Origin of the sequence: Rhizobium sp. UGM030330-04 (assembly GCF_003208455.1) — a bacterium.
GTDB lineage: Bacteria > Pseudomonadota > Alphaproteobacteria > Rhizobiales > Rhizobiaceae > Agrobacterium > Agrobacterium rhizogenes_A.
Map to the genome: position 1 here is coordinate 219,017 of NZ_QKML01000004.1, position 20,155 is coordinate 239,171.

Here is a 20,155-nt window from a genome sequence, read left to right on the forward strand (position 1 = left end):
ATTAGAAAAATAGCCTAAAATGATTATTTAAGAGGGTAGACATAAAATTCTTACGTAAAAAAATTGCCGCATTCGTGCGGCAGCCGCAGCCTGCGGCAGATTGTCATTTAGCCTTTAGCACTTCACTCTATCCTCGATCACATTGCCTTGATTGGGGAGAGAGATGGCAAAAACTGCAATTTTTCGCGGCGCGGTATGTCTCGCTGTCAGCATCGCGGCGGTCACGCCTTCACTGGCCGGCGGCCTCGAGCGTGGCGGTTACAATATCGATCTACTGTTCGATCCGTCCGACTACGTTCTCGACAGTTCGGCTACTTTCGTCGCGCCGCAGCGTAAGGTTGAGAATGCGCGGGACAACCCGCTGAAGAGCGGCGGTCCGCTGCCTGCATCCTGGTCTACGACTGCCGATGATTCCGAGAACTACTGGTCGACACGCGTTGGCGCGAAGGCCGCGATCGGCGATTTCGGTGATTGCATGTTCGATTATTCGCAGCCGTGGGGGGCGGACCTTAACCCCGGCATCTGGCAGGGATCGAGCTACAACATCGAAACCAAGGTGAAGTCGCATAACTACGCTACCACCTGCCGCGTAAAGTTCGATCTCGGCAAGGGTGACTTCTCGATCATCGGCGGTGGTTTCTATCAGGAGATCAGCGGTTATAAATATCGTCAGGTCGTTTCCCCGACAGCGCTCGGCCCGGCTTATCCGTCGCTTTATTCCGGCGTCGGCAAGCTGGACATGGAAGGCGACGGCTGGGGATGGCGCGCGGGTATCGCATACGAGATTCCCGAAATCGCTTTCCGCACCAGCCTTGTCTATAACAGCGCTGTCGATCACGATCTGAACGGTACTGTCGACCTCAGGGGCCTTCCGGCTGCAGGCAGCCCGGCCCTTATCGCCTACGGCGGCAAGGTCACGCCGGTTTACGGTTCGGTCTCCATGCCGGACAGCCTGGAACTGAAGGTACAGTCGGGCATTGCGCCGGACTGGCTTGCTTTCGGTTCGGTGAAATGGACGGACTGGAGCCAGATTCAGGTCGTGCCTTTCTGCCAGGTCGGTGTTCCGTCCTGTATTGCGGGTGTCACCTCGCTCACCACGCTTGATCTTTATTATCGTGACGGCTGGACGGTTACCGGTGGTATCGGCCACAAGTTCAACGATCAGTGGAGCGGTGCCGTCAGCCTTACCTGGGATCGTGGTACTTCGACGGTGATCGGCACGCAGACCGATACCTGGATGATCGGCACCCAGGTCGTCTATTCGCCCACCCCGAACCTCGAGTTCAAGATTGCCGGCGCTCTCGGCCTGCTCACCTCGGGTGAATCCTCCATCAATGGCGGCCGTTGCAGCTCGGCCGGCACGGCGACCTGCGGTGATGAGGCTGGCTACAGCTTCGGCAGCGATCTCGTGGCGGCGATCTCCACCGGCGTCAAGGTCAAGTTCTGATCCCATTCTTCCGCTGATGCTAAAATAAAGGCCCGGTTTACCAACCGGGCCTTTTTTCATGATCGACTGTGATTCCTGCTCCATAAAATTTTCCAGGCCGAAAGTTTTGTGACGATTTGGCAACACTTTTCTGCAAGCGTGGGGCCGCGTTGGAATGTGAGCATATCTGTCCATTTCCCGCCACAAACAGGGTGCTTGGCTTATGTTTATGGGCACGGGAATGGAAGAACATGCAGGCGTTTGATGTGGATCTCTGGAATTGCAGAAAGTGAAAACAGGTTTGGATTCAGGGTTTAAGCAAGTAATACGGGAATTTCGTCCGGCTTTCTTGTTTGACGCTGACCGGCAGACGGTAAGACGCCGTTATATTGCCGGAAATTATGCCTATATCTGTTTCACTGAAAAACTTGGGCAATTACCACGAAAGACCACCGGTGGTGCGCTGGAAAGTGCTGCCGGAAAGACGCAGTGTGTTCGAAAAATCGCGACCCGGCGGGGTTCGGCTTTGCAGTATTCCGCAAGTATTGGCTATATGCCGGGAAGAGTGAGAGAAGTTCGCCGAAATGCTGAAATGTGAAGCCAACGTTTTAAAGCCGCTCCTTATGGGCATGTTGCTTGCGTCGCTCGCAATGCCTGCCGCAGCTTTTGACATTAATGCGGGCGTGACCAAGGAATCCGGCCCCTTCGACCTGTTCAAGTTCGGTTTCAAGGCCTACAAGAACGGCAACAAGGGCGAAGCCGTCGAGGCCTATCGCTACGCGGCTGAAAAGGGCCATACCGGCTCGCGCTGGGCGCTTGCCAATATGTATGCCTTTGGCGATGGCGTCGCCAAGAACGACTTCGAAGCTTTCAAGATTTACAGCGAAATCGCCAGTCAGGGTGTAGAGCCGGGTTCCGAAGATACCGGCTTTTTCGTCAACGCGCTTCTTTCCCTTGCTGATTATTACCGTCACGGCATTCCCGGCAGCCCGGTGAAAATGGACCTTTCACAGGCTCGCCAGCTTTATTTTCAGGTCGCTTCCACCTTCGGTGTGGCTGAAGCGCAGTTCCGGCTGGCGGAGATGATCCTGGCCGGCGAGGGCGGCCGGGCCGATGTGCAGCAGGCCAAGAAGTGGCTCAATCAGGCGCGCAAGCACGGCCACGCCGGCGCCATGTCGATCTTCGGCAATCTGATCTTCCAGGAAGGCCAGACGGCGCAGGGGCTGGCTTTCATGACGGCGGCGCTGGACAAGTGCACGGCGGTAGACTGTACGTGGATCCAGAACCTGCAGGAGCAGGCTTTTTCGCTGGCGGGCGAAAATGATCGCCGCGCGGCCATCGCGATGGCGCAGAACATGCAGATCGACGATTCCAATTGAGATGATGCCGGTCGAGGCGATTTCGCTGGTCTGACGCGAGCCGGTCAGCCGACCGGCTGGAAATCGAAATAACCGCAGACCGGCACGTGGTCGGACGGTTTTTCCCAAGCCCGCACATGTTTTTCGATGCTGACGGATTGCAGCCTGTCGGCCGCTTCCGCCGAGAGCATCAGGTGATCGATGCGGATGCCGTTGTTCTTCGGCCATGCGCCGGCCTGATAATCCCAGAAGGAATAAAGTCCGGCCTCATCCGTCGTCGCGCGCGCGGCGTCGGTAAGGCCCAGATGTTCCAGCCTGCGGAACGCCGAGCGTGTCTGCGGCAGGAACAGGGCGTCGCCTTCCCAGACGCGCGGGTCGTGGCAATCGAAGGGTTCGGGAATGACGTTGTAGTCACCCGCCAGAACAAGCGGTTCCTCAAGCGCCAGACGGTCTTCGGCAAATTGCCGCAGCCGTTCCATCCAGGCGAGCTTGTAGGGATATTTGACCGGGTCGTCTGGCGGATTGCCGTTCGGCAGGTAAAGCGAGCAGACACGGATTGCGCCGCCTTCGACGGAAAACACACCCTCGATGAAACGCGCCTGTTCGTCGGTATCGTCGCCCGGCAGGCCACGATTGACCTCGTCCGGCCTGACCTTCGACAGCAGCGCGACGCCGTTGAAGCCCTTCTGGCCATGGGTCTCGACATGATAACCGAGCGCTTCCAGCTCAAGCCGGGGAAAACCCTCGTCGACCGACTTGATTTCCTGAAGGCAGACGATGTCAGGCGATGAATCCTTCAGCCACTGGCAGAGGTTTTCGATACGCGCCTTGACGCCATTGATGTTCCAGGTGGCAATCTTCATCGGAGTTTCCCTTTTGTGAGGGTACTTTTACCCGATGCAAAGACGATTGCCACCGTTTTTGGAATGTGGTGACGAGGATGTGGTGGAAAGATATCTCAGATCGAAAAGCTCGTCCCACAGCCGCAGCTTGCCACCGCATTCGGGTTCTTGATCTGGAAGGACTGGCCAAGCAGATTGTCGACGAAGTCGATTTCGGAGCCGGCCATATAGACGACCGAGAGGCTGTCGATCAGCACCCTGGCGTCGCCGCGGGCGATCACGATATCGTCATCGGCGGGGTCTTCGGCCAGATCGAACTTGTAGGAGAAGCCCGAGCAGCCGCCGCCTTCCACCGAGACGCGCAGCGCCTGTTTGCCCGCATCCGCTGCGACGATCTCGGCGATTCGCTTCGCTGCGGCTTCCGAAAGGGTAATGTCGCTGTTTTCCATGTCGTTTCTCCTGCCGGGGTCAAGAACCGGAGAGCAATAATCTCGTTGTCACTATTATAAACCGGTCAAATTAGCGGTCTATAGCCTGTTGAAGGCGGTCCGCGCGGCGATGATGCTTTGCGCTGACCTCTGCGATAGGTATGAAGGGTGAATGAAAAGGTCAATGGCCGAGACCAAAAGGAAGTTCCGGCCGGAGAAGACAACAGGTGGATGCATGATCATAGACCAGCGCGCATTGGGTTTCGGAAGCGGCGAGAGGGCGGTTTTCGCCTCTGATCCATGGACCACGCGCGGGCGTCTTTTTTCCGAAACCGGAAGCCTGACGCGCTCGGAGTTCCAGCGCGACCGCGACCGCATCGTCCACACGACGGCCTTTCGCCGCCTGAAGCACAAGACGCAGGTCTTCATCAGCCCTGACGGCGACCATTATCGCACGCGTCTCACCCACACCATCGAAGTGGCGCAGATCGCCCGGGCGCTCGCCCGCGCGCTGAAGCTCGATGAAGATCTGGCTGAGGGCGTGGCGCTGGTGCATGATTTCGGCCACACGCCCTTCGGCCATACCGGCGAGGATGCGCTGGATGCGGTGCTGCTGCCCTATGGCGGCTTCGATCATAACGCCCAGTCGCTGCGCATCGTCACCAAGCTGGAGCGCCGTTATGCCGAATATGACGGTATCAACCTGACATGGGAGACGCTCGAAGGGCTGGTCAAGCACAATGGACCGCTGGTGAATGCGAAGGGCGAGGGGATCAAGGGACCGGTTCCGTTGCCCATTCTCGAATATTGCGAGCTGCAGGATCTGGAGATCGGCAGCCATGCCAGCCTTGAGGCGCAGGTGGCGGCGATTGCCGACGACATTGCCTATAATACCCACGATATCGATGATGGGTTGCGCGCCGGTTATCTCACCTTCGAGATGCTGGAGGAAGTGCCGTTCCTGAGCGGCCTGATGGCCGAGGTTCGGGGAAAATATCCCGTGCTCGACAAGGAGCGTTTCGCCAATGAGATCATGCGCCGTCAGATCACCCATATGGTCGAGGACGTGATCGGGGTCGCGCAGCAGAATCTTGCCCGTCTGAAACCGCAGAGCGCTGCCGATATTCGCGCCGCCGATTTCACCGTCGCGACGTTCTCGCCCGAGATGGCCGAGACCGACCGGCAGATCAAGAAGCTGTTGTTCGGCCATATCTACCGGCATCCGGAAATCATGCGCATCCGCGCCGGCGCGACGCAGATCGTCACCGATCTCTTTAACCGTTATATGGAAACGCCGGCGGAAATGCAGAGCCACTACTGGGTGGACAGCATTTCCGGCATGAGCGTGGCCGCCAAGGCCCGCCATGTGGGCGACTATCTGGCCGGCATGACCGACAGTTATGCACTGCGCGCCCACCAGCGGCTGTTTGACCACACCCCCGATTTGCGATAGGGCAGCGGGCGATCGCGAAGCCGACCCGGTTATGATGGCCGGACATAAACAGAAGCCCTTCGCGCAGGTTGGAACGATGAACATTTTTGCCGATTTCGATACCAGGATCAAAAACGCGCTCGAGACCCTCGATCTCGTGAAAGAGAACCGCGAAAAGGTCGATTTCAGTCGAATTACCGTCGAATCCCCGCGTGATCTGAGCCACGGCGACGTCGCAACCAATGCCGCCATGGTGCTGGCGAAGCCGCTCGGCACCAATCCGCGCGCGCTGGCCGAACTCATCGTGCCCGCCCTTCAGGCCGATGGCGATGTCGATAGCGTCAATGTCGCAGGTCCGGGCTTCATCAATCTCAAGGTTTCCGTCGGTTACTGGCAGCGTCTGCTGGCCGACATGATCGGGCAGGGCATCGATTTCGGCCGCTCCACCATTGGCGCGGGCCAGAAGATCAATGTCGAATATGTCTCCGCCAACCCGACCGGCCCGATGCATGTCGGCCATTGCCGTGGTGCCGTGGTGGGTGACACGCTGGCGAACCTGCTTGCTTTTGCCGGTTATGGCGTCACCAAGGAATATTACATCAACGATGCCGGCTCGCAGATCGATGTGCTGGCCCGTTCCGTGTTCCTGCGTTACCGCGAGGCGCTCGGCGAAGATATCGGCACCATTCCGTCCGGTCTTTACCCCGGTGACTATCTCGTTCCTGTCGGCCAGGCGCTGGCGGATGAATATGGCATCAAGCTGCGCGCCATGCCGGAAGAAAAATGGCTGCCTATCGTAAAGGACAAGGCAATCGACGCGATGATGGCGATGATCCGCGAGGATCTGGCGCTGCTCAACGTGCGTCACGACGTGTTCTTCTCGGAGCGCACGCTGCATGAGGGCAATGGCGGACCTATTCTCTCGGCGATCAACGATCTCACCTTCAAGGGCCATGTCTACAAGGGCACGCTGCCGCCGCCGAAGGGTGAATTGCCTGAGGACTGGGAAGACCGCGAGCAGACGCTGTTCCGTTCCACGGAAGTGGGCGACGACATGGACCGGGCGCTGATGAAATCGGACGGTTCCTACACCTATTTCGCCGCCGACGTCGCCTATTTCAAGAACAAGTTCGACCGTGGTTTCTCCGAGATGATCTATGTGCTCGGCGCCGACCATGGCGGTTATGTGAAGCGTCTGGAAGCCGTTGCGCGTGCCGTATCGGAAGGAAAGTCGAAGCTGACGGTTCTTCTGTGCCAGCTTGTCAAGCTGTTCCGTGATGGCGAGCCGGTGAAGATGTCGAAGCGCTCCGGCGACTTCGTCACGCTGCGCGATGTTGTCGACGAAGTGGGTCGCGATCCCGTGCGATTCATGATGCTTTATCGGAAGAATTCCGAGCCGCTGGACTTCGATTTCGCAAAAGTGACCGAACAATCGAAGGATAATCCGGTTTTTTACGTGCAATATGCGCATGCCCGCTCGATGTCGATCTTCCGGCAGGCGCAGGAGGCGTTTCCTGGGCTTTCTCCCTCTGCGGAAGAGATGGCGGCATCCGTTGCTTTGATCAGCGATATCAATGAGTTGCAGCTGGTTGCGAAGCTTGCCGAATATCCGCGCCTGATCGAATCCGCGGCCCTTTCGCACGAGCCGCACCGGCTTGCTTTTTACCTCTACGATCTCGCCAGTTCCTTCCATGGACACTGGAACAAGGGCAAAGACCAGCCGGAATTACGTTTTATTAACGATAAAAACCGAGAATTGAGCATTGCCAGACTTGGGCTGGTGAATGCTGTCGCGAATGTTTTGAAGTCGGGCCTTACGCTTTTGGGAGCGGACGCACCTGACGAAATGCGATAACATGTCACCATTATTTGCTCACAATACGCTGGCAAGAGCTGCAATGCGTAGATGGTGGAACACGTAATGGTCGAAAAAAATGTCGCGTATAACCGGGACGCCCGGTCCGAAGGGTTCGCTGACAACGATCCTCTGGCAGAACTGGCGCGTATCGTCGGCTTCGAAGATCGTCCTTCGCATGCGGGTTCCGAGGCTGCGCCAGCGGTTACCCGCCGCGAACCCGAATTCAATCTCGAAGACGAGCTGCTTCGGGAATTCGAGGTTTACGATGCGCCGCACGCCGATCCGGTCGTTCTTGATCCGGCGAACGATGTCCGCGCAGGTATCCATCCAAACGATTTCATGCAGCGTGTCGAATCGGTTTTCGCCCGCCGCGAGCCGGAGCTTGAGCCGGTGGCCGAGGCCGCGTCTCAACCCGAGGTGAGGGAAGAGCGGCTTCCGGAGATCGATCAGGCCTATATCCACAATTACGTTGAAACGTCGGCGCAGCAGGATATTCGTGCGGATTTCCGCGACGATGCCGGTGCTGTGGCGGAAGTTTTCGATGTGCATTCACGCCAGCCGCGCGCCGCCGAGCCTGTTGCCTATCAGCAGGCCGCGTGGGAAGAGCCGCAGGCCGTGGAGCCGTCCCAGCCCGAATGGCATGCCATGCCGGAGCTTCCGGCCGATGTGTCGAGCAATGTTGCTTCGGCGGCTCATGTCTATACGCCGGAGCCGCAGGCTTTCGATCTCGCTGACGAGGTCGAGATTGCCGTCGCGGAGGAGGCGCCTGCGCCGCTTTCCGTGCGCCCGCCGTCGCATGGTGGCCGCTCGTCGCTGGAGTTCTCCAGCCTGCGCCTGCCGCTTGCCAATTTCGGCGCCCGCCGGGACGTTTCTGCCGCTGATCCGCGAAGGGTGGAGCCGCGCTCCGAGCCGCAGCCGGTTGCGGTGCGTCCAGAGCCGCAGGCCGAGCCCGCTCCCGCACCTGCCGTCGTTCAGGCGGAGGAAACCGCGCCGTCTTTCGCGCCTTCCGTCGCCGAGACCTTCACGCCTGCCGAGCCGCCCGTTGCGCCTGCGGTTGCCGAACAGCCGGTCGCGAGAAATCTCTCGCCGATGGACGAGCTGATCTACGACGTTGCCAAATATTCCATTCCCGGACGCGGTGAAGAGCCCGTGGTGCAATCCGCGCCGGTCGTGCAGGCTGCGAAAGCCGAGCCGGTGGCTGTCGCCGCCGCGGCTCCTGTCGCCGCAGCGGCCGTCAAGCCGACGCCGGTTGCTTCCACTGCGCCCTCATCGCCTGCTCCGGAACCGGATTTTACGGATTTCGCCGGCTTCAACGATGATGATTTCGAACTGGCGCTCGATGATCTCGATCTTGATCTCGACCTTTCGGAGATCGCCGAAGCCGAGGTTGCGCCCGCACCCGCGCCGCAGCCGGTTCGCCAGGAGCCCGCCGCGCCCGTTGCTGTTGCCGCGCCCCAGCCGGTGAGGGAACAGCCTGCACCGCAGCCGCGCCCGGCGCCCGTCGCCGTCGCCGCACCTGTCGCTCCGCCTCAGCCGCGTCCGGCAGCGGCCGCGCCGCAGCCGGCTGCACCGCAGACGCTGGAAAGCCTGCCTTTCGATCCCTCGCAGATCGGCGAGACGGAAGAGCACCCGGAAAACATCGTCGAGATGGATGTTCCGGAACTGCCGGTCGGGGTTTTCGAACCCAAGCCGCAGGTTCGCCGTCACGAGGAAGACCTTGATATCGATACCGAGCTTGCGACGCTGTTTGCACCGGCTGTTGCCGGTGGCCTCGACCGTCACAAGCACGCCGAAAACCGTGGTGCCGCGCAGGCGCGCCCGGCACAGGCCCCGGAAGAAGCCGACGAGTTCGAACGGGCGCTGGAAGAGGATTTCCGTCGCTCCATGCAGGAGGCTGCGGCTTCCCGTGGCAACGCCTCGCGCGATGCCGAGAATACCTATGTCGATCATCAGGCGGCTTATCGCGATGAAGACGAACGCGGCGGTCGCCGCTGGATCATGCCGGTGGCAGCCGCCATCGGTCTGGTGCTTGTCGGCGGCGGCGTTTACGCGCTGATTTCCGGCGGTTCGTCCAGCACCGGCTCGAACGGCGCGCCGGTCATCATTTCCGCTGATAACGATCCGATGAAGGTCGTGCCGGAAAATCCGGGTGGCCGCGTCGTGCCTAACCAGGACAAGGCGGTCTATGATCGCGTTGCCGGTGGCAGCGCCGCCGATCCGAAGCAGCCGGCGCTGATTTCCAGCAACGAACAGCCGGTGGATGTGGTGCAGCGCACCCTGATCCCCGAGCAATTGCCGCTGGAAGGCGAGAATGACGGCGATATGCAATCCGCCGGTACGCCGGTTGGCGAGACGGAAGATCCGCGCCTGCTTTCGCCGGAAGAAAAGGCCGCCCAGAACGAAGCTGCCGGTGCAACCGGCGTTTCGCCGCGCAAGGTCCGCACCATGATCGTCAAGCCGGACGGCACGCTCGTCGCCCAGGAAGTCGATGCGCCGGCAGCCCAGCCGCCGAAGGCCGAAAAGGTCGAGGAGCTTGCCGCGCCGCAGACCGCCAAGCCGGGTGAGGGCGCTCCTGCCGTCATCGCCGCTTCGCGGGTTCCGGTAGCGCCAGAGCAGCCGCAGGCCAATACGCCTGCCGCCGCCGCCACGCCGGCCGCGCAGTCTGCCGCACCCGTTCCTTCGGCGCGTCCGTCCTCGCAGCCCGCCAACGTGGTGGCAACGGTTACCAATCAGGGCAATGTCCGCCCTGCGGCGACCGCTCCGGCTGCGCAGCAGACCGCCGCCGCCACGCCTGCCGCGACAAGCACGCCATCTGCCGGTGGTTATTACATCCAGATCGCGTCGCTGCCGAGCCAGGCCGAGGCCCAGAAGTCCTACCAGAACATGTCGGCCAAGTTCGGCTCGGTCATCGGTGGACGCGGTGTCGACATCAAGGCGGCTGAAATCGCCGGCAAGGGCACCTTCTACCGTGTCCGCATCCCGGCGGGTGACAAGAACGAAGCCGTGGCGCTGTGCGAGAAGTTCCGCTCGGCCGGCGGCAGCTGCCTGGTGGCACGCTGATAGCGGCCAATGTGGCTCGCAAGATTGGGGTTGCCGTCTAAGGCAACCCTTCTTTGGGTGGGGAAGGGTTTTCCCCACACACGACGTCATCCTCGGCCTTGTGCCGAGGATCTGCCAACGTTTCGCCAGCCGGTCGGTTGCAGATGCTCGGGACAGGCCCGAGCATGACGGCGGAGAGTTTGACACTCCTCCCCACGCCTTTCGGTACAAGGCCATTTCCCATTCCATTTCCTGCGAGCGTGACACCATGACCGATTGCAAAGCTATGATCCTCGGATGCAGCGGGCTTTCGCTGACCGCCGACGAGATCGCCCTTTACCGCGACCAGCAGCCGTGGGGTTTCATCCTGTTCGGCCGCAATATCGGCGAGCCGCAGCAGATCACCGATCTCGTCGCCGCCATGCGTGATGCCGTCGGGCGGCCAGACGCGCCGGTGCTGATCGATCAGGAAGGCGGGCGCGTGCAGCGCATCAAGCCGCCGATCCTGCAGGCCTATCCGAATGCCCGTATTCTCGGTGAAATCTACGAGCGCGACCGGGGCGCCGGCCTGCGCGCCGCCTGGCTGATGTCGCGCCTGCACGCTTTCGACCTGATGAGATTCGGCATCAATGTTGATTGCCTGCCGGTGCTCGATGTGCCGGTGGAAGGCGCCAGCAATGTCATCGGCAACCGCGCCTATGGCTACACGCCGACCATGGTGGCGGAGATGGGGCAGGCGGCGGCCGACGGTCTGAAGGCGGGCGGGATGCTGCCTGTCATGAAACATATGCCGGGCCATGGCCGCGGCATGGTGGATTCGCACCATGAACTGCCTGTTGTCGATGTGCCGCTCGATGAGCTGGACGCCCATGATTTCGTGCCGTTCCGGGCGCTGAACCGCGAATTGATGGCGATGAGCGCGCATCTGGTGTTCAACGCCGTCGACCGCGAGCGGCCGGCGACGACCTCGCCAAAGGTGATCGAGGAGATCATTCGCGGCCGCATCGGCTTTGACGGCCTGCTGATGTCCGACGACAGTTCCATGAATGCGCTGAAGGGCACGCTTGGTGAAAGAGCTGCGAATATTGTTGCGGGCGGCTGCGATATAGTCTTGCATTGCAACGGCGTGATGGGTGAAATGCTGGAGGTCGTGAAGGAGGTTCCCATTCTTTCCGGCCGTTCGCTGGAGCGGGTGCGGGCCGTGGAAGCGGGTTTCCCCGCTGCGGACCCTTCCGACGAAGCGGAGCTGAGAGCCGAATTCAACGCCATGTGGGCCGTTTCCTGACGATCGGGCGGCGGCCCGTTACTCGGGACGACAGGCCGGACGCCCGGCGGATGGAACAATGGCCGCAGACAAGTCTCGCAATTCGACACCGATGGACAAGCTCTGGCAGGATGTGACGCCGGAGCGGCTGACGGGTGAGGCCGGGCTGGTCATCGATGTCGCGGGTTTCGAAGGCCCTCTCGATCTACTGTTGCATCTTGCCCGCACGCAGAAGGTCGATCTGTCGCGCATTTCGGTGCTGGCGCTTGCCGAACAATATCTGCAATTCGTGGAAAGCGCGCGGCGCGTGCGTATCGAGCTTGCCGCCGATTATCTCGTCATGGCGGCGTGGCTCGCCTTCCTGAAATCCAAGCTTCTCATTCCGCAGCAATCGAAGGATGACGGTCCCTCGGGTGAGGAAATGGCCGCGACGCTCGCCTTCCGGCTGAAACGCCTGGAAGCGATGCGCGAGGCGGCCGAACGCCTCGTCAACCGTGCCCAGCTCGGCCGCGATGTTTTTGCCCGTGGTGCGCCGGAGCATATTCCGCATGTCAACCGCTCGGCCTATGAGGCCAATCTTTATGATCTGCTCAGCGCCTATGCCAATCTGCGCCAGCGGCAGGCGATCACCCAGGTCACGATTGAAAAGCGGCAGGTCTGGTCGCTGGTCGAGGCGCGCGAGCTTCTGACCAATCTGCTTGGCGATGTCGGTGAATGGACCGTGCTCGATCAATATCTGCTGCAATATGTGCCGGATCCCGCCATGCGGGTGACGGCGATCGCCAGCGCCTTTGCCGCCTCGCTGGAGCTGGTGCGCGAGGGGTCGCTGCAAATCCGGCAGGAGGGGGCATTCCAGCCCATCTATATGCGCCGGGGCACAAGGGACGACCGTGCGGTGAATGCCGAAAGGACTGGCAATGATGAATGACGATGAGACCGCCGAGGCCACCATCGTGACAGATGGTGCGGGCGCCGAGCCCCCGGTATTTTCCGAGCGCCAGCTTAAGGAGGCCGAGCGTATCGCCGAGGCTTTGGTCTTTGCTTCCGCCGAACCGGTGTCAGTAGGCTTCATCGCGGAACGTCTGCCGCGCGGCATGGATGTCATCGCCATCCTGCAACGCCTGAAGGTTCTTTATGCCGAGCGCGGCGTCAATCTCGTGCAGGTGGGCGGGCAATGGGCCTTCCGCACCGCCGGCGATCTCTCCTTCGTCATCCGCGCCGAGGAAAAGGAGCCGAAGAAGCTGTCACGCGCCGCGCTGGAAGTTCTGGCGATTATCGCATATCATCAACCGGTGACACGCGCCGAAATCGAGGAAATCCGTGGTGTGCAGACCTCGCGCGGCACGCTTGATGTGCTGATGGAGGCGGGCTGGGTCAGGTTCCGTGGCCGCAGGCGCACACCCGGCAGGCCGGTGACGATCGGCACCACGGTGGAGTTTCTCGACCATTTCGGCCTTGAGGAATTGCGCGATCTGCCGGGCCTTGAGGAGCTGAAGGGCGCGGGGCTGCTTTCCGGCCGCATACCCTCGAATTTCGGCGTGCCTCTGCCGATGATGAGCGATGAATTGCGTGAGGACGAAGACCCGATCACGCAGCTCGATCTCGAGGAACTGGGCCTGCTCGCGCCGGGCGGCGGCGATGGCGACGACTGATATTGCCGACATGCGGGCGATGCCACGAAAACTTTATGTACACTCGCTGTAGAAGCGACGATTTGTCGTTTGAAAAAGCGTTTCAAACGTCTTACATCGTCTGAAAGCGAAATTCAGGAGTTTCAGTTATGGGTTCTTTTAGTGTGTGGCATTGGCTCATCGTGCTGGTGATTGTTCTCGTCCTTTTCGGACGCGGCAAGATCCCGGAACTGATGGGCGATGTCGCGAAGGGCATCAAGAGCTTCAAGAAGGGCATGGCTGACGAAGACCAGACGCCGCCGCCGGCCGATGCCAACACGAAGACCGTCGACCACAAGGCTGACGAGATCAAGTAAGCGGCCTTTGCCGCTTGGTGTGAGACTGACTGGCGTTAGGGTCTCGGGAGCATATTGATGTTTGATATCGGCTGGAGCGAGCTTCTGGTGATTGCGGTCGTGCTGATCGTGGTCGTCGGACCAAAAGACTTGCCGCCCATGATCCGCGCCTTCGGCAAGACGATGGCCGGCCTTCGCAAGATGGCGGGGGACTTCCGCACCCAGTTCGATGAGGCCTTGAAAGAGGCCGATATGGACGATGTGCGCCAGACGATTTCAGATGTCCGCAATCTCAACCCCACCAATTCGCTGCGCGATGCGATGAACCCGCTTCGCCAGCTCGGCAACGAGATCAAGTCCGATCTCCAGAAGGCGACCACTCCGCCGGAAGGCCTTTCGTCCACACCGGCACCGGCGGCAAGCGAGCCGGTCGCGCCGCTTGTGAGCGTGCCTGAGTCAGAGATGAAGCTGCCGGATGCGCCGCCTGTCGCCGCCGCACCTGTCGCTGCGGCCGAGAAGCCGAAGCGGGCACGGGCGAAATCGATTGCGACCGTGGAGGCCGAAGCGGTTGCCGCCAAGCCGAAACGCACCGCCCGCAGCAAGGCCGCCGCAACGCCGGAAACCGTCGCTGCTGCGAAGACCAGCGAACCCGCCGCTCCGAAACCTGCCGTGAAGGCCGTCGCCAAAAAGGCGGCCGTCAAGAAGGCTGAAGCCGAGAAGGCCACGGTGGTGGCCGATGCCAAACCGGCGAGAGCGGCAAAAACAAAGGCTGCAAAGCCGAAAAAGGATGAAGCATGAGCGGGGATATCGAGGATAAGCCGCAGCCGCTTATCGAGCACCTCATGGAACTGCGCACGCGGCTGATCTGGTCGCTCGGCGCGTTTTTCGTCGCCTTCATCGCCTGTTTTGCCGTTGCCAAACACCTCTTCAACCTGCTTGTCATCCCCTATAAATGGGCGGTGCTCTGGGCGGGGCTGGATGTGACGAAATCGTCGCTGATCTATACCGCGCCGCAGGAATTCTTCTTCACGCAGATCAAGGTCGCGATGTTCGGCGCCATGGTGATCTCCTTTCCGGTGATCGCCTCGCAGCTCTATAAATTCGTGGCGCCCGGTCTCTACAAGAACGAGCGCGCCGCCTTCCTGCCGTTCCTCATCGCATCGCCGATCCTCTTCCTCATCGGTGCGGCGCTCGTCTATTTCTTCTTCACGCCCATGGTCATGTGGTTCTTCCTCGCCATGCAGCAATTGCCCGAGGATGGCGAGGTGGCGATTTCGCTGATGCCGAAGGTGTCGGAATATCTCAGCCTCATCATGACGCTCGTGCTCTCCTTCGGCCTGGTGTTCCAGCTGCCGGTCGTCACCACGCTTCTGGCGCGCGTCGGGCTTCTGACCAGCGACTGGCTGCGTGAAAAGCGCAAGTTCGCCATCGTCATGGCCTTTGTGGTCGCGGCCGTCCTGACGCCGCCCGATCCCATGTCCCAGATCGGTCTTGCGCTGCCTGCGATCATTCTCTACGAGATTTCCATCTACATGGCTCGACTCGTGGAGAGGAAACGTGCGGCGGAATCCAAAAGCACGGAGCTGGAAGAGACCTGACGGGTTCGCCCCGGTCTTCCCGCTCATTCAATCTCCTCGCGCCGGGCCTTTCGCCCGGCGTTTTGCTGATAAACACGGGTGAAGCAACAACGGTCTGGAACGACGATGCACGACATTAAATGGATACGCGAAAACCCCGAAGCCTTCGATGCGGCTCTTGCACGGCGTGGCGTTGAGCCTGCCGCGAGCGGCCTGATCGCCCTTGATGAAAAGCGCCGTTCCGTCATCCAGTCCCTGCAGGACATGCAGTCTCGGCGTAATGCCGCCTCCAAGGAAATCGGCGCCGCCATGGCGCAGAAGAACACGGAGCTTGCGGAGAAACTCAAGGCCGAAGTCGCCGACATCAAGGAAAACATGCCGCGCGCCGAGGAGGAGGACCGTCAGGTCACCGCCGAGCTGAACGACGCCCTGTCGCGCCTGCCGAACATTCCCTTCGACGATGTGCCCGACGGCAAGGACGAGCACGACAATGTGGTCACCCGCGTTGTCGGCCAGAAGCCCGGCTGGAACCATGCAGCCAAGGAACACTTCGAGATCGGCGAAGCGCTCGGCTACATGGATTTCGAGCGTGCCGCCAAGCTGTCGGGTTCGCGTTTTACCGTTCTGACCAGCCAGCTGGCGCGGCTGGAGCGGGCGCTCGGCCAGTTCATGATCGACCTGCACACGACGGAACACGGTTACACGGAAGTTTCCTCGCCGCTGATGGTGCGTGACGAGGCGATGTTCGGCACCGGGCAATTGCCGAAATTTGCCGAGGACCTGTTCAAGACCACCGATGGCCGCTGGTTGATCCCGACGGCGGAGGTGACGCTGACCAACCTCGTGTCCGGCGAAATTCTCGAGCAGGAAAAACTGCCGCTGCGCTTCACTGCGCTCACACCGTCCTTCCGTTCGGAAGCGGGGTCGGCCGGCCGCGACACGCGTGGCATGCTGCGCCAGCATCAGTTCTGGAAATGCGAACTCGTCTCCATCACCGATGCGGAAAGCGCTGTTGCCGAGCATGAGCGCATGACGGCCTGCGCCGAAGAAGTGCTGAAGCGTCTCGGCCTGCATTTCCGCACCATGACGCTGTGTACTGGCGACATGGGTTTTGGCGCGCGCAAGACCTACGATCTGGAAGTCTGGCTGCCGGGCCAGGACACCTATCGCGAAATTTCCTCCTGCTCGGTCTGCGGCGATTTCCAGGGCCGACGCATGAATGCGCGTTATCGCGGCAAGGACGACAAGGCGACGAAGTTCGTGCATACGCTGAACGGTTCCGGCACGGCCGTCGGCCGCTGCCTGATCGCGGTTCTCGAAAATTATCTGAATGACGACGGTTCCGTCACAATTCCAGACGTGCTGCTGCCCTATATGGGCGGTCTGAAGCGCATCGAGAAGGCGGCTTGAGAATTACACTACCGTCATGCCGGACTTGATCCGGCATCCAGCCAGCCCAAGTCCTTGGGCTGAAAAGAGTGCTTCCCGCCGCGCAGACGCGCGTCGGCTGGATGCCGGATCAGGTCCGGCATGACGGAGGAGAGGATGCGTCGTCCCCTGCGACATGAAAGCGGAGAAAAAACATGCGGATTTTGCTGACGAATGACGACGGTATCCACGCCGAGGGTCTGGCCGTGCTGGAGCGTATAGCCCGCACGCTGTCCGACGATGTCTGGATCGTCGCGCCCGAGACCGACCAGAGTGGCCTCGCTCATTCGCTGACGCTTTCCGAACCGCTGCGCCTGCGAAAAGTTTCCGACAAACATTATGCGCTACGCGGCACACCGACCGATTGCGTCATCATGGGCATTCGCGAAGTTCTGCCTGAGAAGCCCGACCTTGTGCTGTCAGGCGTTAATGCCGGCGCCAACATGGCCGATGACGTGACCTATTCCGGCACCATTGCCGGCGCCATAGAAGGCACGCTGCAGGGCGTGCGTTCCTTCGCGCTCAGCCAGGCCTTCAGCCATGCCGACGGTCGTGTCGTGCCTTGGGAAGTCGCCGAAACCTATGCGCCGGATCTTCTGCGCAAGCTGATGAATGTCGATCTGCCTGATGGCACCTTCCTCAATCTCAATTTCCCCAATTGCGCGCCCAAGGATGTGCAGGGCGTTTCCGTGACCGGGCAGGGCAAGCTCGATTTCGGCCTGACGGTGGAAGAACGACAGGACGGCCGCGGTTTCCCCTATTACTGGCTGCGCTTCGGCGAGCGTCTCGGCACCTTCCGCGAAGGCACAGATATCCACGCCCTGAAGCATGGCAAGATTTCGGTCACGCCGCTTAAGCTTGACCTGACGGACTACACGGTGAAGGATCGGGTTGCGCAAGCACTTGGATTCGGAGTCGCCGATTGAAATCCGCAATGGTCGAAAAGGAAGGTTTTGCCGCTCTTGTTCTCCGCCTAAGGGGCGAGGGGATTTCCGACCTTGATCTTTTGACGGCGGTCGAGCAGACGCCCCGTTCGAAATTCGTGCCGCCGCAATTTGCGGCCGATGCCTATTCCAGCCGCACGATCCCCATCGACTGCGGCGCCTTCATGGAAGGCGCCGACATGGCGGTGAAGATCCTGGCCCGCCTGCAGCTGAAACCCGGCCAGCGCGTGCTGGAAATCGGCACCGGCAGCGGTTTCATGACGGCGATCATTGCCCGCCGGGTGGAGCGGGTGTTTTCGCTGGAGCGTTACAAGACGCTGGTGCAGCAGGCGCAGAACTGTCTCGATGATCTTTCCATCCGCAATGTCGTCATTCGCCAGGCCGACGGCAGCAACGGGCTTGTGGGCGAAGGCACCTTCGACCGGATTGTTTCCACGGCTGCCTTTACCACCATGCCCCGCTTCTTTGCCGAGCAGATCGTTTCCGGTGGAATGATGATCGCGCCGATCATCGTCGAGGACGACCGTTGCGTGATGACCCGCTTTTCCAAGACCGGCAGCCGCTTCGAAAAGGAAGAGCTGTTTGAGGCGCCTTATCTGCCGCTCAGCACCCATATTGCGCGGCATTTGTGACAAAATGAAAATTTTGAAGGCAATTCATTTTTGTCTTCTAATGTTCTGAATTCTCGCAACTATCTGATTTTCAATATCATTATTGTCCCGACATGACGCACCCTGTTTTCGTCATGGTTATCGAAGTGTCAAAAAAGCTCCAGGTGGCTTAACGTTTTAACGGCGTGGTAACACTAACGCGCTTTAATCATAAACATCGACGCATGGTTTTCCCCACCTTGGGAAATGGGCCTTGCAAGAAGTGAAATTTGTGCCGGATCGGTCTCGATGCGGCGGGTTGGCGTCAGTGTAGATCGAGTCATGCGTATGAGACATTCGTCTAAAATCGGAAAATCAGTCGCAAAAATGTTCGCAGCGGCATTGCTGGCAAGCGTCGCAACGGGCTGTAGCTCGGATGCAACGCGGTTCGGCGGCCTCTTTTCCAGTGGACCGGATCAGATGACCACGGCGTCAATTCCAGCCCGTCAGGGCGGCGGTGCTTATGCGCAGGCCCCGGTCCCGCAGGGCGACATGAATGGCGGTTACGCTTCTGCCGCGCCGCAGGGTGGGTATGCCAACCAGAACATGGCCGGCAATTCCTATCCGCAGTCCGGCGGTTACGGCGGCGTCCAGCCCTCAACGGCCCGCTCGGCTTCGGCTTCGCCGGTGCAGCGCTCCGAACTGTCTGCGCCGACGGCGGTGGCAAGCCGCGATCCGTCGACCCGCAACGAAGCCATGGCCCAGCCTTTCCCGTCCGCGCAGCGACAGGCCGCCCCGTCTCTGGCCGCGCCCGCCCGTCAGGCCGTCGCACCCGTTGCCGACAATCTCACCACCGCAACCGTCCGTTCCGACAAGAATGGCTGGCATACGGATGGCGCTTCCTCCGTGACGCTGCGTCCGGGCGAAAGCATCGCCACCATCTCCAACCGCTACGGCGTTCCGGAAAAGGAACTGCTGCGCGTCAACGGCCTGAAGTCCGCCTCTTCGGCGCAGGCCGGCCAGTCGATCCTCATTCCGAAATTCGGCCAGGCGCGCAACGCCGCCAAGGATGCGGCCGGCAATATCGCGCTGAACCGCAATGGCGACCAGCCGACGCCGCTGCGCAGCCCCGAGGGCAATGTGGCCGTGCTGCCTTCGCAGGCTGCGGCTCGCGACAAGGTTTCCTCCGAGGCCGGCAAGCTGACGCCTCCCGGTGGCAAGCCGTTGCCGCCGACCGGTGGTTATAAGGTTCAGCCGGGCGACAGCCTTGCGAAGATCGCCCGTGAAAACGGCGTATCGGTAGCTGCGCTCAAGGCCGCCAACGGTCTTTCCAACGAAAACATCCGTATCGGCCAGACACTTTCCATGCCGGGTGCCGGCACTGACAATGTCAAGACGGCCTCCGTTCCCGCCCGGGAAGCGGCTGCCGTCAGGCAGGTTGAAACCGCATCCGTCAAGCCGGAGCCTTACAAGGCGCCCGCCGCCGCTGCGACCGTACCTGCCACGCCGGCCACCGCAAGTGTCAGCGATATCGAGAAGAAGGCCGACATGGCCTCCGTCGCTCCGGAATCCACGGGCATCGGCAAATATCGCTGGCCGGTTCGCGGCGCGGTCATCAACAATTTCGGTGACAATGTCGAAGGCAGCCGCAATGACGGCATCAACATCTCGGTTCCCGAGGGTACGCCGATCAAAGCCGCTGAAAACGGTGTGGTCATCTATGCCGGCAACGGTCTGAAGCAGCTCGGCAACACGGTGCTGGTGCGCCACGACGACGGCAAGGTCACCGTTTACGGCAACGCCGCCAATCTCGACGTACAGCGCGGCCAGAAGGTCCAGCGTGGCCAGACCATCGCCACCTCGGGCATGACCGGCAGCGCCAAGCGTCCGCAGGTTCACTTCGAAGTTCGCAAGGATGCGACACCGGTGAACCCATCAGGTTTCCTTGAATAGGTATTGCGTCTCAAGGAATGATGAAGCCGGGTGAAGAGCCCGGCTTTTTC

Annotated in this window: 18 protein-coding genes; 16 read left to right on the forward strand and 2 right to left on the reverse strand. The window is 60.7% G+C overall.

Going from position 1 to position 20,155, the window contains the following annotated elements; translation table 11 throughout:
- Positions 1-163 precede the first annotated feature (163 nt).
- From N434_RS08110 to exoR, 3 genes are all read left to right on the forward strand, one after another.
- Positions 164-1,447 (forward strand): outer membrane protein transport protein, encoded by a 1,284-nt coding sequence (locus tag N434_RS08110; RefSeq protein ID WP_110757065.1) that lies wholly within the window; start codon positions 164-166, stop codon positions 1,445-1,447.
- 268 nt (positions 1,448-1,715) lie between these two features.
- A complete protein-coding gene (locus N434_RS08115) occupies positions 1,716-2,024 on the forward strand; it encodes a hypothetical protein (RefSeq protein WP_286172167.1) in 309 nt (102 codons plus the stop codon).
- Positions 2,011-2,805 carry an exopolysaccharide production regulator ExoR gene (gene exoR, locus N434_RS08120; RefSeq protein ID WP_065115847.1) on the forward strand — a complete coding sequence of 265 codons (795 nt, stop codon included), beginning with the start codon at positions 2,011-2,013 and terminating at the stop codon, positions 2,803-2,805. The genes N434_RS08115 and exoR overlap by 14 nt, the downstream gene beginning before the upstream one ends.
- Before the next feature lie 44 nt (positions 2,806-2,849).
- Here exoR and xth read toward each other — a convergent pair whose 3' ends face one another.
- Positions 2,850-3,647, reverse strand: a complete 798-nt coding sequence (gene xth, locus N434_RS08125) for an exodeoxyribonuclease III (RefSeq protein WP_110757067.1) — start codon at positions 3,645-3,647, stop codon at positions 2,850-2,852.
- 95 nt (positions 3,648-3,742) lie between these two features.
- Positions 3,743-4,075 (reverse strand): iron-sulfur cluster insertion protein ErpA, encoded by a 333-nt coding sequence (gene erpA / locus N434_RS08130; RefSeq protein WP_065115845.1) that lies wholly within the window; start codon positions 4,073-4,075, stop codon positions 3,743-3,745.
- Positions 4,076-4,289: 214 nt separating this feature from the next.
- Between erpA and N434_RS08135 the strand changes: the two genes are divergently transcribed.
- The 13 genes from N434_RS08135 to N434_RS08195 all read left to right on the forward strand — a co-directional run bounded on the left by N434_RS08135 (position 4,290) and on the right by N434_RS08195 (position 20,105).
- Positions 4,290-5,507 carry a deoxyguanosinetriphosphate triphosphohydrolase gene (locus N434_RS08135; protein ID WP_110757222.1) on the forward strand — a complete coding sequence of 406 codons (1,218 nt, stop codon included), beginning with the start codon at positions 4,290-4,292 and terminating at the stop codon, positions 5,505-5,507.
- Positions 5,508-5,583: 76 nt separating this feature from the next.
- A complete protein-coding gene (argS, locus tag N434_RS08140; RefSeq protein ID WP_065116225.1) occupies positions 5,584-7,341 on the forward strand; it encodes an arginine--tRNA ligase in 1,758 nt (585 codons plus the stop codon).
- 66 nt (positions 7,342-7,407) lie between these two features.
- Positions 7,408-10,404, forward strand: a complete 2,997-nt coding sequence (locus tag N434_RS08145; RefSeq protein WP_110757068.1) for an SPOR domain-containing protein — start codon at positions 7,408-7,410, stop codon at positions 10,402-10,404.
- A gap of 247 nt (positions 10,405-10,651) precedes the next feature.
- Positions 10,652-11,668: a beta-N-acetylhexosaminidase gene (gene nagZ, locus N434_RS08150; protein WP_110757070.1), complete on the forward strand. Its 1,017-nt coding sequence runs from the start codon at positions 10,652-10,654 to the stop codon at positions 11,666-11,668.
- A gap of 58 nt (positions 11,669-11,726) precedes the next feature.
- Entirely contained in the window at positions 11,727-12,575 is an 849-nt protein-coding gene (locus tag N434_RS08155) for a segregation and condensation protein A (protein ID WP_110757072.1), read from the forward strand.
- Positions 12,565-13,299 carry an SMC-Scp complex subunit ScpB gene (gene scpB / locus N434_RS08160; protein WP_065115842.1) on the forward strand — a complete coding sequence of 245 codons (735 nt, stop codon included), beginning with the start codon at positions 12,565-12,567 and terminating at the stop codon, positions 13,297-13,299. Before N434_RS08155 ends, scpB begins: the two co-directional genes overlap by 11 nt.
- A gap of 128 nt (positions 13,300-13,427) precedes the next feature.
- Positions 13,428-13,634, forward strand: coding sequence for a twin-arginine translocase TatA/TatE family subunit (locus N434_RS08165; RefSeq protein WP_003509722.1), 207 nt, complete (start codon positions 13,428-13,430; stop codon positions 13,632-13,634).
- A gap of 57 nt (positions 13,635-13,691) precedes the next feature.
- On the forward strand, positions 13,692-14,411 hold the full coding sequence (tatB, locus tag N434_RS08170; RefSeq protein WP_065115841.1) for a Sec-independent protein translocase protein TatB: 720 nt from the start codon (positions 13,692-13,694) through the stop codon (positions 14,409-14,411).
- Positions 14,408-15,211, forward strand: a complete 804-nt coding sequence (tatC, locus tag N434_RS08175) for a twin-arginine translocase subunit TatC (RefSeq protein ID WP_003495662.1) — start codon at positions 14,408-14,410, stop codon at positions 15,209-15,211. Before tatB ends, tatC begins: the two co-directional genes overlap by 4 nt.
- 105 nt (positions 15,212-15,316) lie before the next feature.
- Positions 15,317-16,600, forward strand: coding sequence for a serine--tRNA ligase (serS, locus tag N434_RS08180; protein ID WP_110757074.1), 1,284 nt, complete (start codon positions 15,317-15,319; stop codon positions 16,598-16,600).
- Positions 16,601-16,773: 173 nt separating this feature from the next.
- Positions 16,774-17,544, forward strand: a complete 771-nt coding sequence (surE, locus tag N434_RS08185; RefSeq protein ID WP_065115839.1) for a 5'/3'-nucleotidase SurE — start codon at positions 16,774-16,776, stop codon at positions 17,542-17,544.
- A complete protein-coding gene (locus tag N434_RS08190) occupies positions 17,541-18,194 on the forward strand; it encodes a protein-L-isoaspartate(D-aspartate) O-methyltransferase (protein WP_065115838.1) in 654 nt (217 codons plus the stop codon). Before surE ends, N434_RS08190 begins: the two co-directional genes overlap by 4 nt.
- Before the next feature lie 345 nt (positions 18,195-18,539).
- Positions 18,540-20,105, forward strand: coding sequence for a peptidoglycan DD-metalloendopeptidase family protein (locus tag N434_RS08195; protein ID WP_181423911.1), 1,566 nt, complete (start codon positions 18,540-18,542; stop codon positions 20,103-20,105).
- The last annotated feature ends 50 nt before the right edge of the window (positions 20,106-20,155 follow it).

What these genes read in the sequence shown, in the direction of transcription:
- N434_RS08110 (WP_110757065.1), top strand. Translation starts at nt 164, where the DNA reads ATGGCAAAAACTGCAATTTTTCGCGGCGCGGTATGTCTCGCTGTCAGC.
- exoR (WP_065115847.1), top strand. Translation starts at nt 2,011, where the DNA reads ATGCTGAAATGTGAAGCCAACGTTTTAAAGCCGCTCCTTATGGGCATG.
- xth (WP_110757067.1), bottom strand. Translation starts at nt 3,647, where the DNA reads ATGAAGATTGCCACCTGGAACATCAATGGCGTCAAGGCGCGTATCGAA.
- erpA (WP_065115845.1), bottom strand. Translation starts at nt 4,075, where the DNA reads ATGGAAAACAGCGACATTACCCTTTCGGAAGCCGCAGCGAAGCGAATC.
- N434_RS08135 (WP_110757222.1), top strand. Translation starts at nt 4,290, where the DNA reads ATGATCATAGACCAGCGCGCATTGGGTTTCGGAAGCGGCGAGAGGGCG.
- argS (WP_065116225.1), top strand. Translation starts at nt 5,584, where the DNA reads ATGAACATTTTTGCCGATTTCGATACCAGGATCAAAAACGCGCTCGAG.
- N434_RS08145 (WP_110757068.1), top strand. Translation starts at nt 7,408, where the DNA reads ATGGTCGAAAAAAATGTCGCGTATAACCGGGACGCCCGGTCCGAAGGG.
- nagZ (WP_110757070.1), top strand. Translation starts at nt 10,652, where the DNA reads ATGACCGATTGCAAAGCTATGATCCTCGGATGCAGCGGGCTTTCGCTG.
- N434_RS08155 (WP_110757072.1), top strand. Translation starts at nt 11,727, where the DNA reads ATGGCCGCAGACAAGTCTCGCAATTCGACACCGATGGACAAGCTCTGG.
- scpB (WP_065115842.1), top strand. Translation starts at nt 12,565, where the DNA reads ATGATGAATGACGATGAGACCGCCGAGGCCACCATCGTGACAGATGGT.
- N434_RS08165 (WP_003509722.1), top strand. Translation starts at nt 13,428, where the DNA reads ATGGGTTCTTTTAGTGTGTGGCATTGGCTCATCGTGCTGGTGATTGTT.
- tatB (WP_065115841.1), top strand. Translation starts at nt 13,692, where the DNA reads ATGTTTGATATCGGCTGGAGCGAGCTTCTGGTGATTGCGGTCGTGCTG.
- tatC (WP_003495662.1), top strand. Translation starts at nt 14,408, where the DNA reads ATGAGCGGGGATATCGAGGATAAGCCGCAGCCGCTTATCGAGCACCTC.
- serS (WP_110757074.1), top strand. Translation starts at nt 15,317, where the DNA reads ATGCACGACATTAAATGGATACGCGAAAACCCCGAAGCCTTCGATGCG.
- surE (WP_065115839.1), top strand. Translation starts at nt 16,774, where the DNA reads ATGCGGATTTTGCTGACGAATGACGACGGTATCCACGCCGAGGGTCTG.
- N434_RS08195 (WP_181423911.1), top strand. Translation starts at nt 18,540, where the DNA reads ATGTTCGCAGCGGCATTGCTGGCAAGCGTCGCAACGGGCTGTAGCTCG.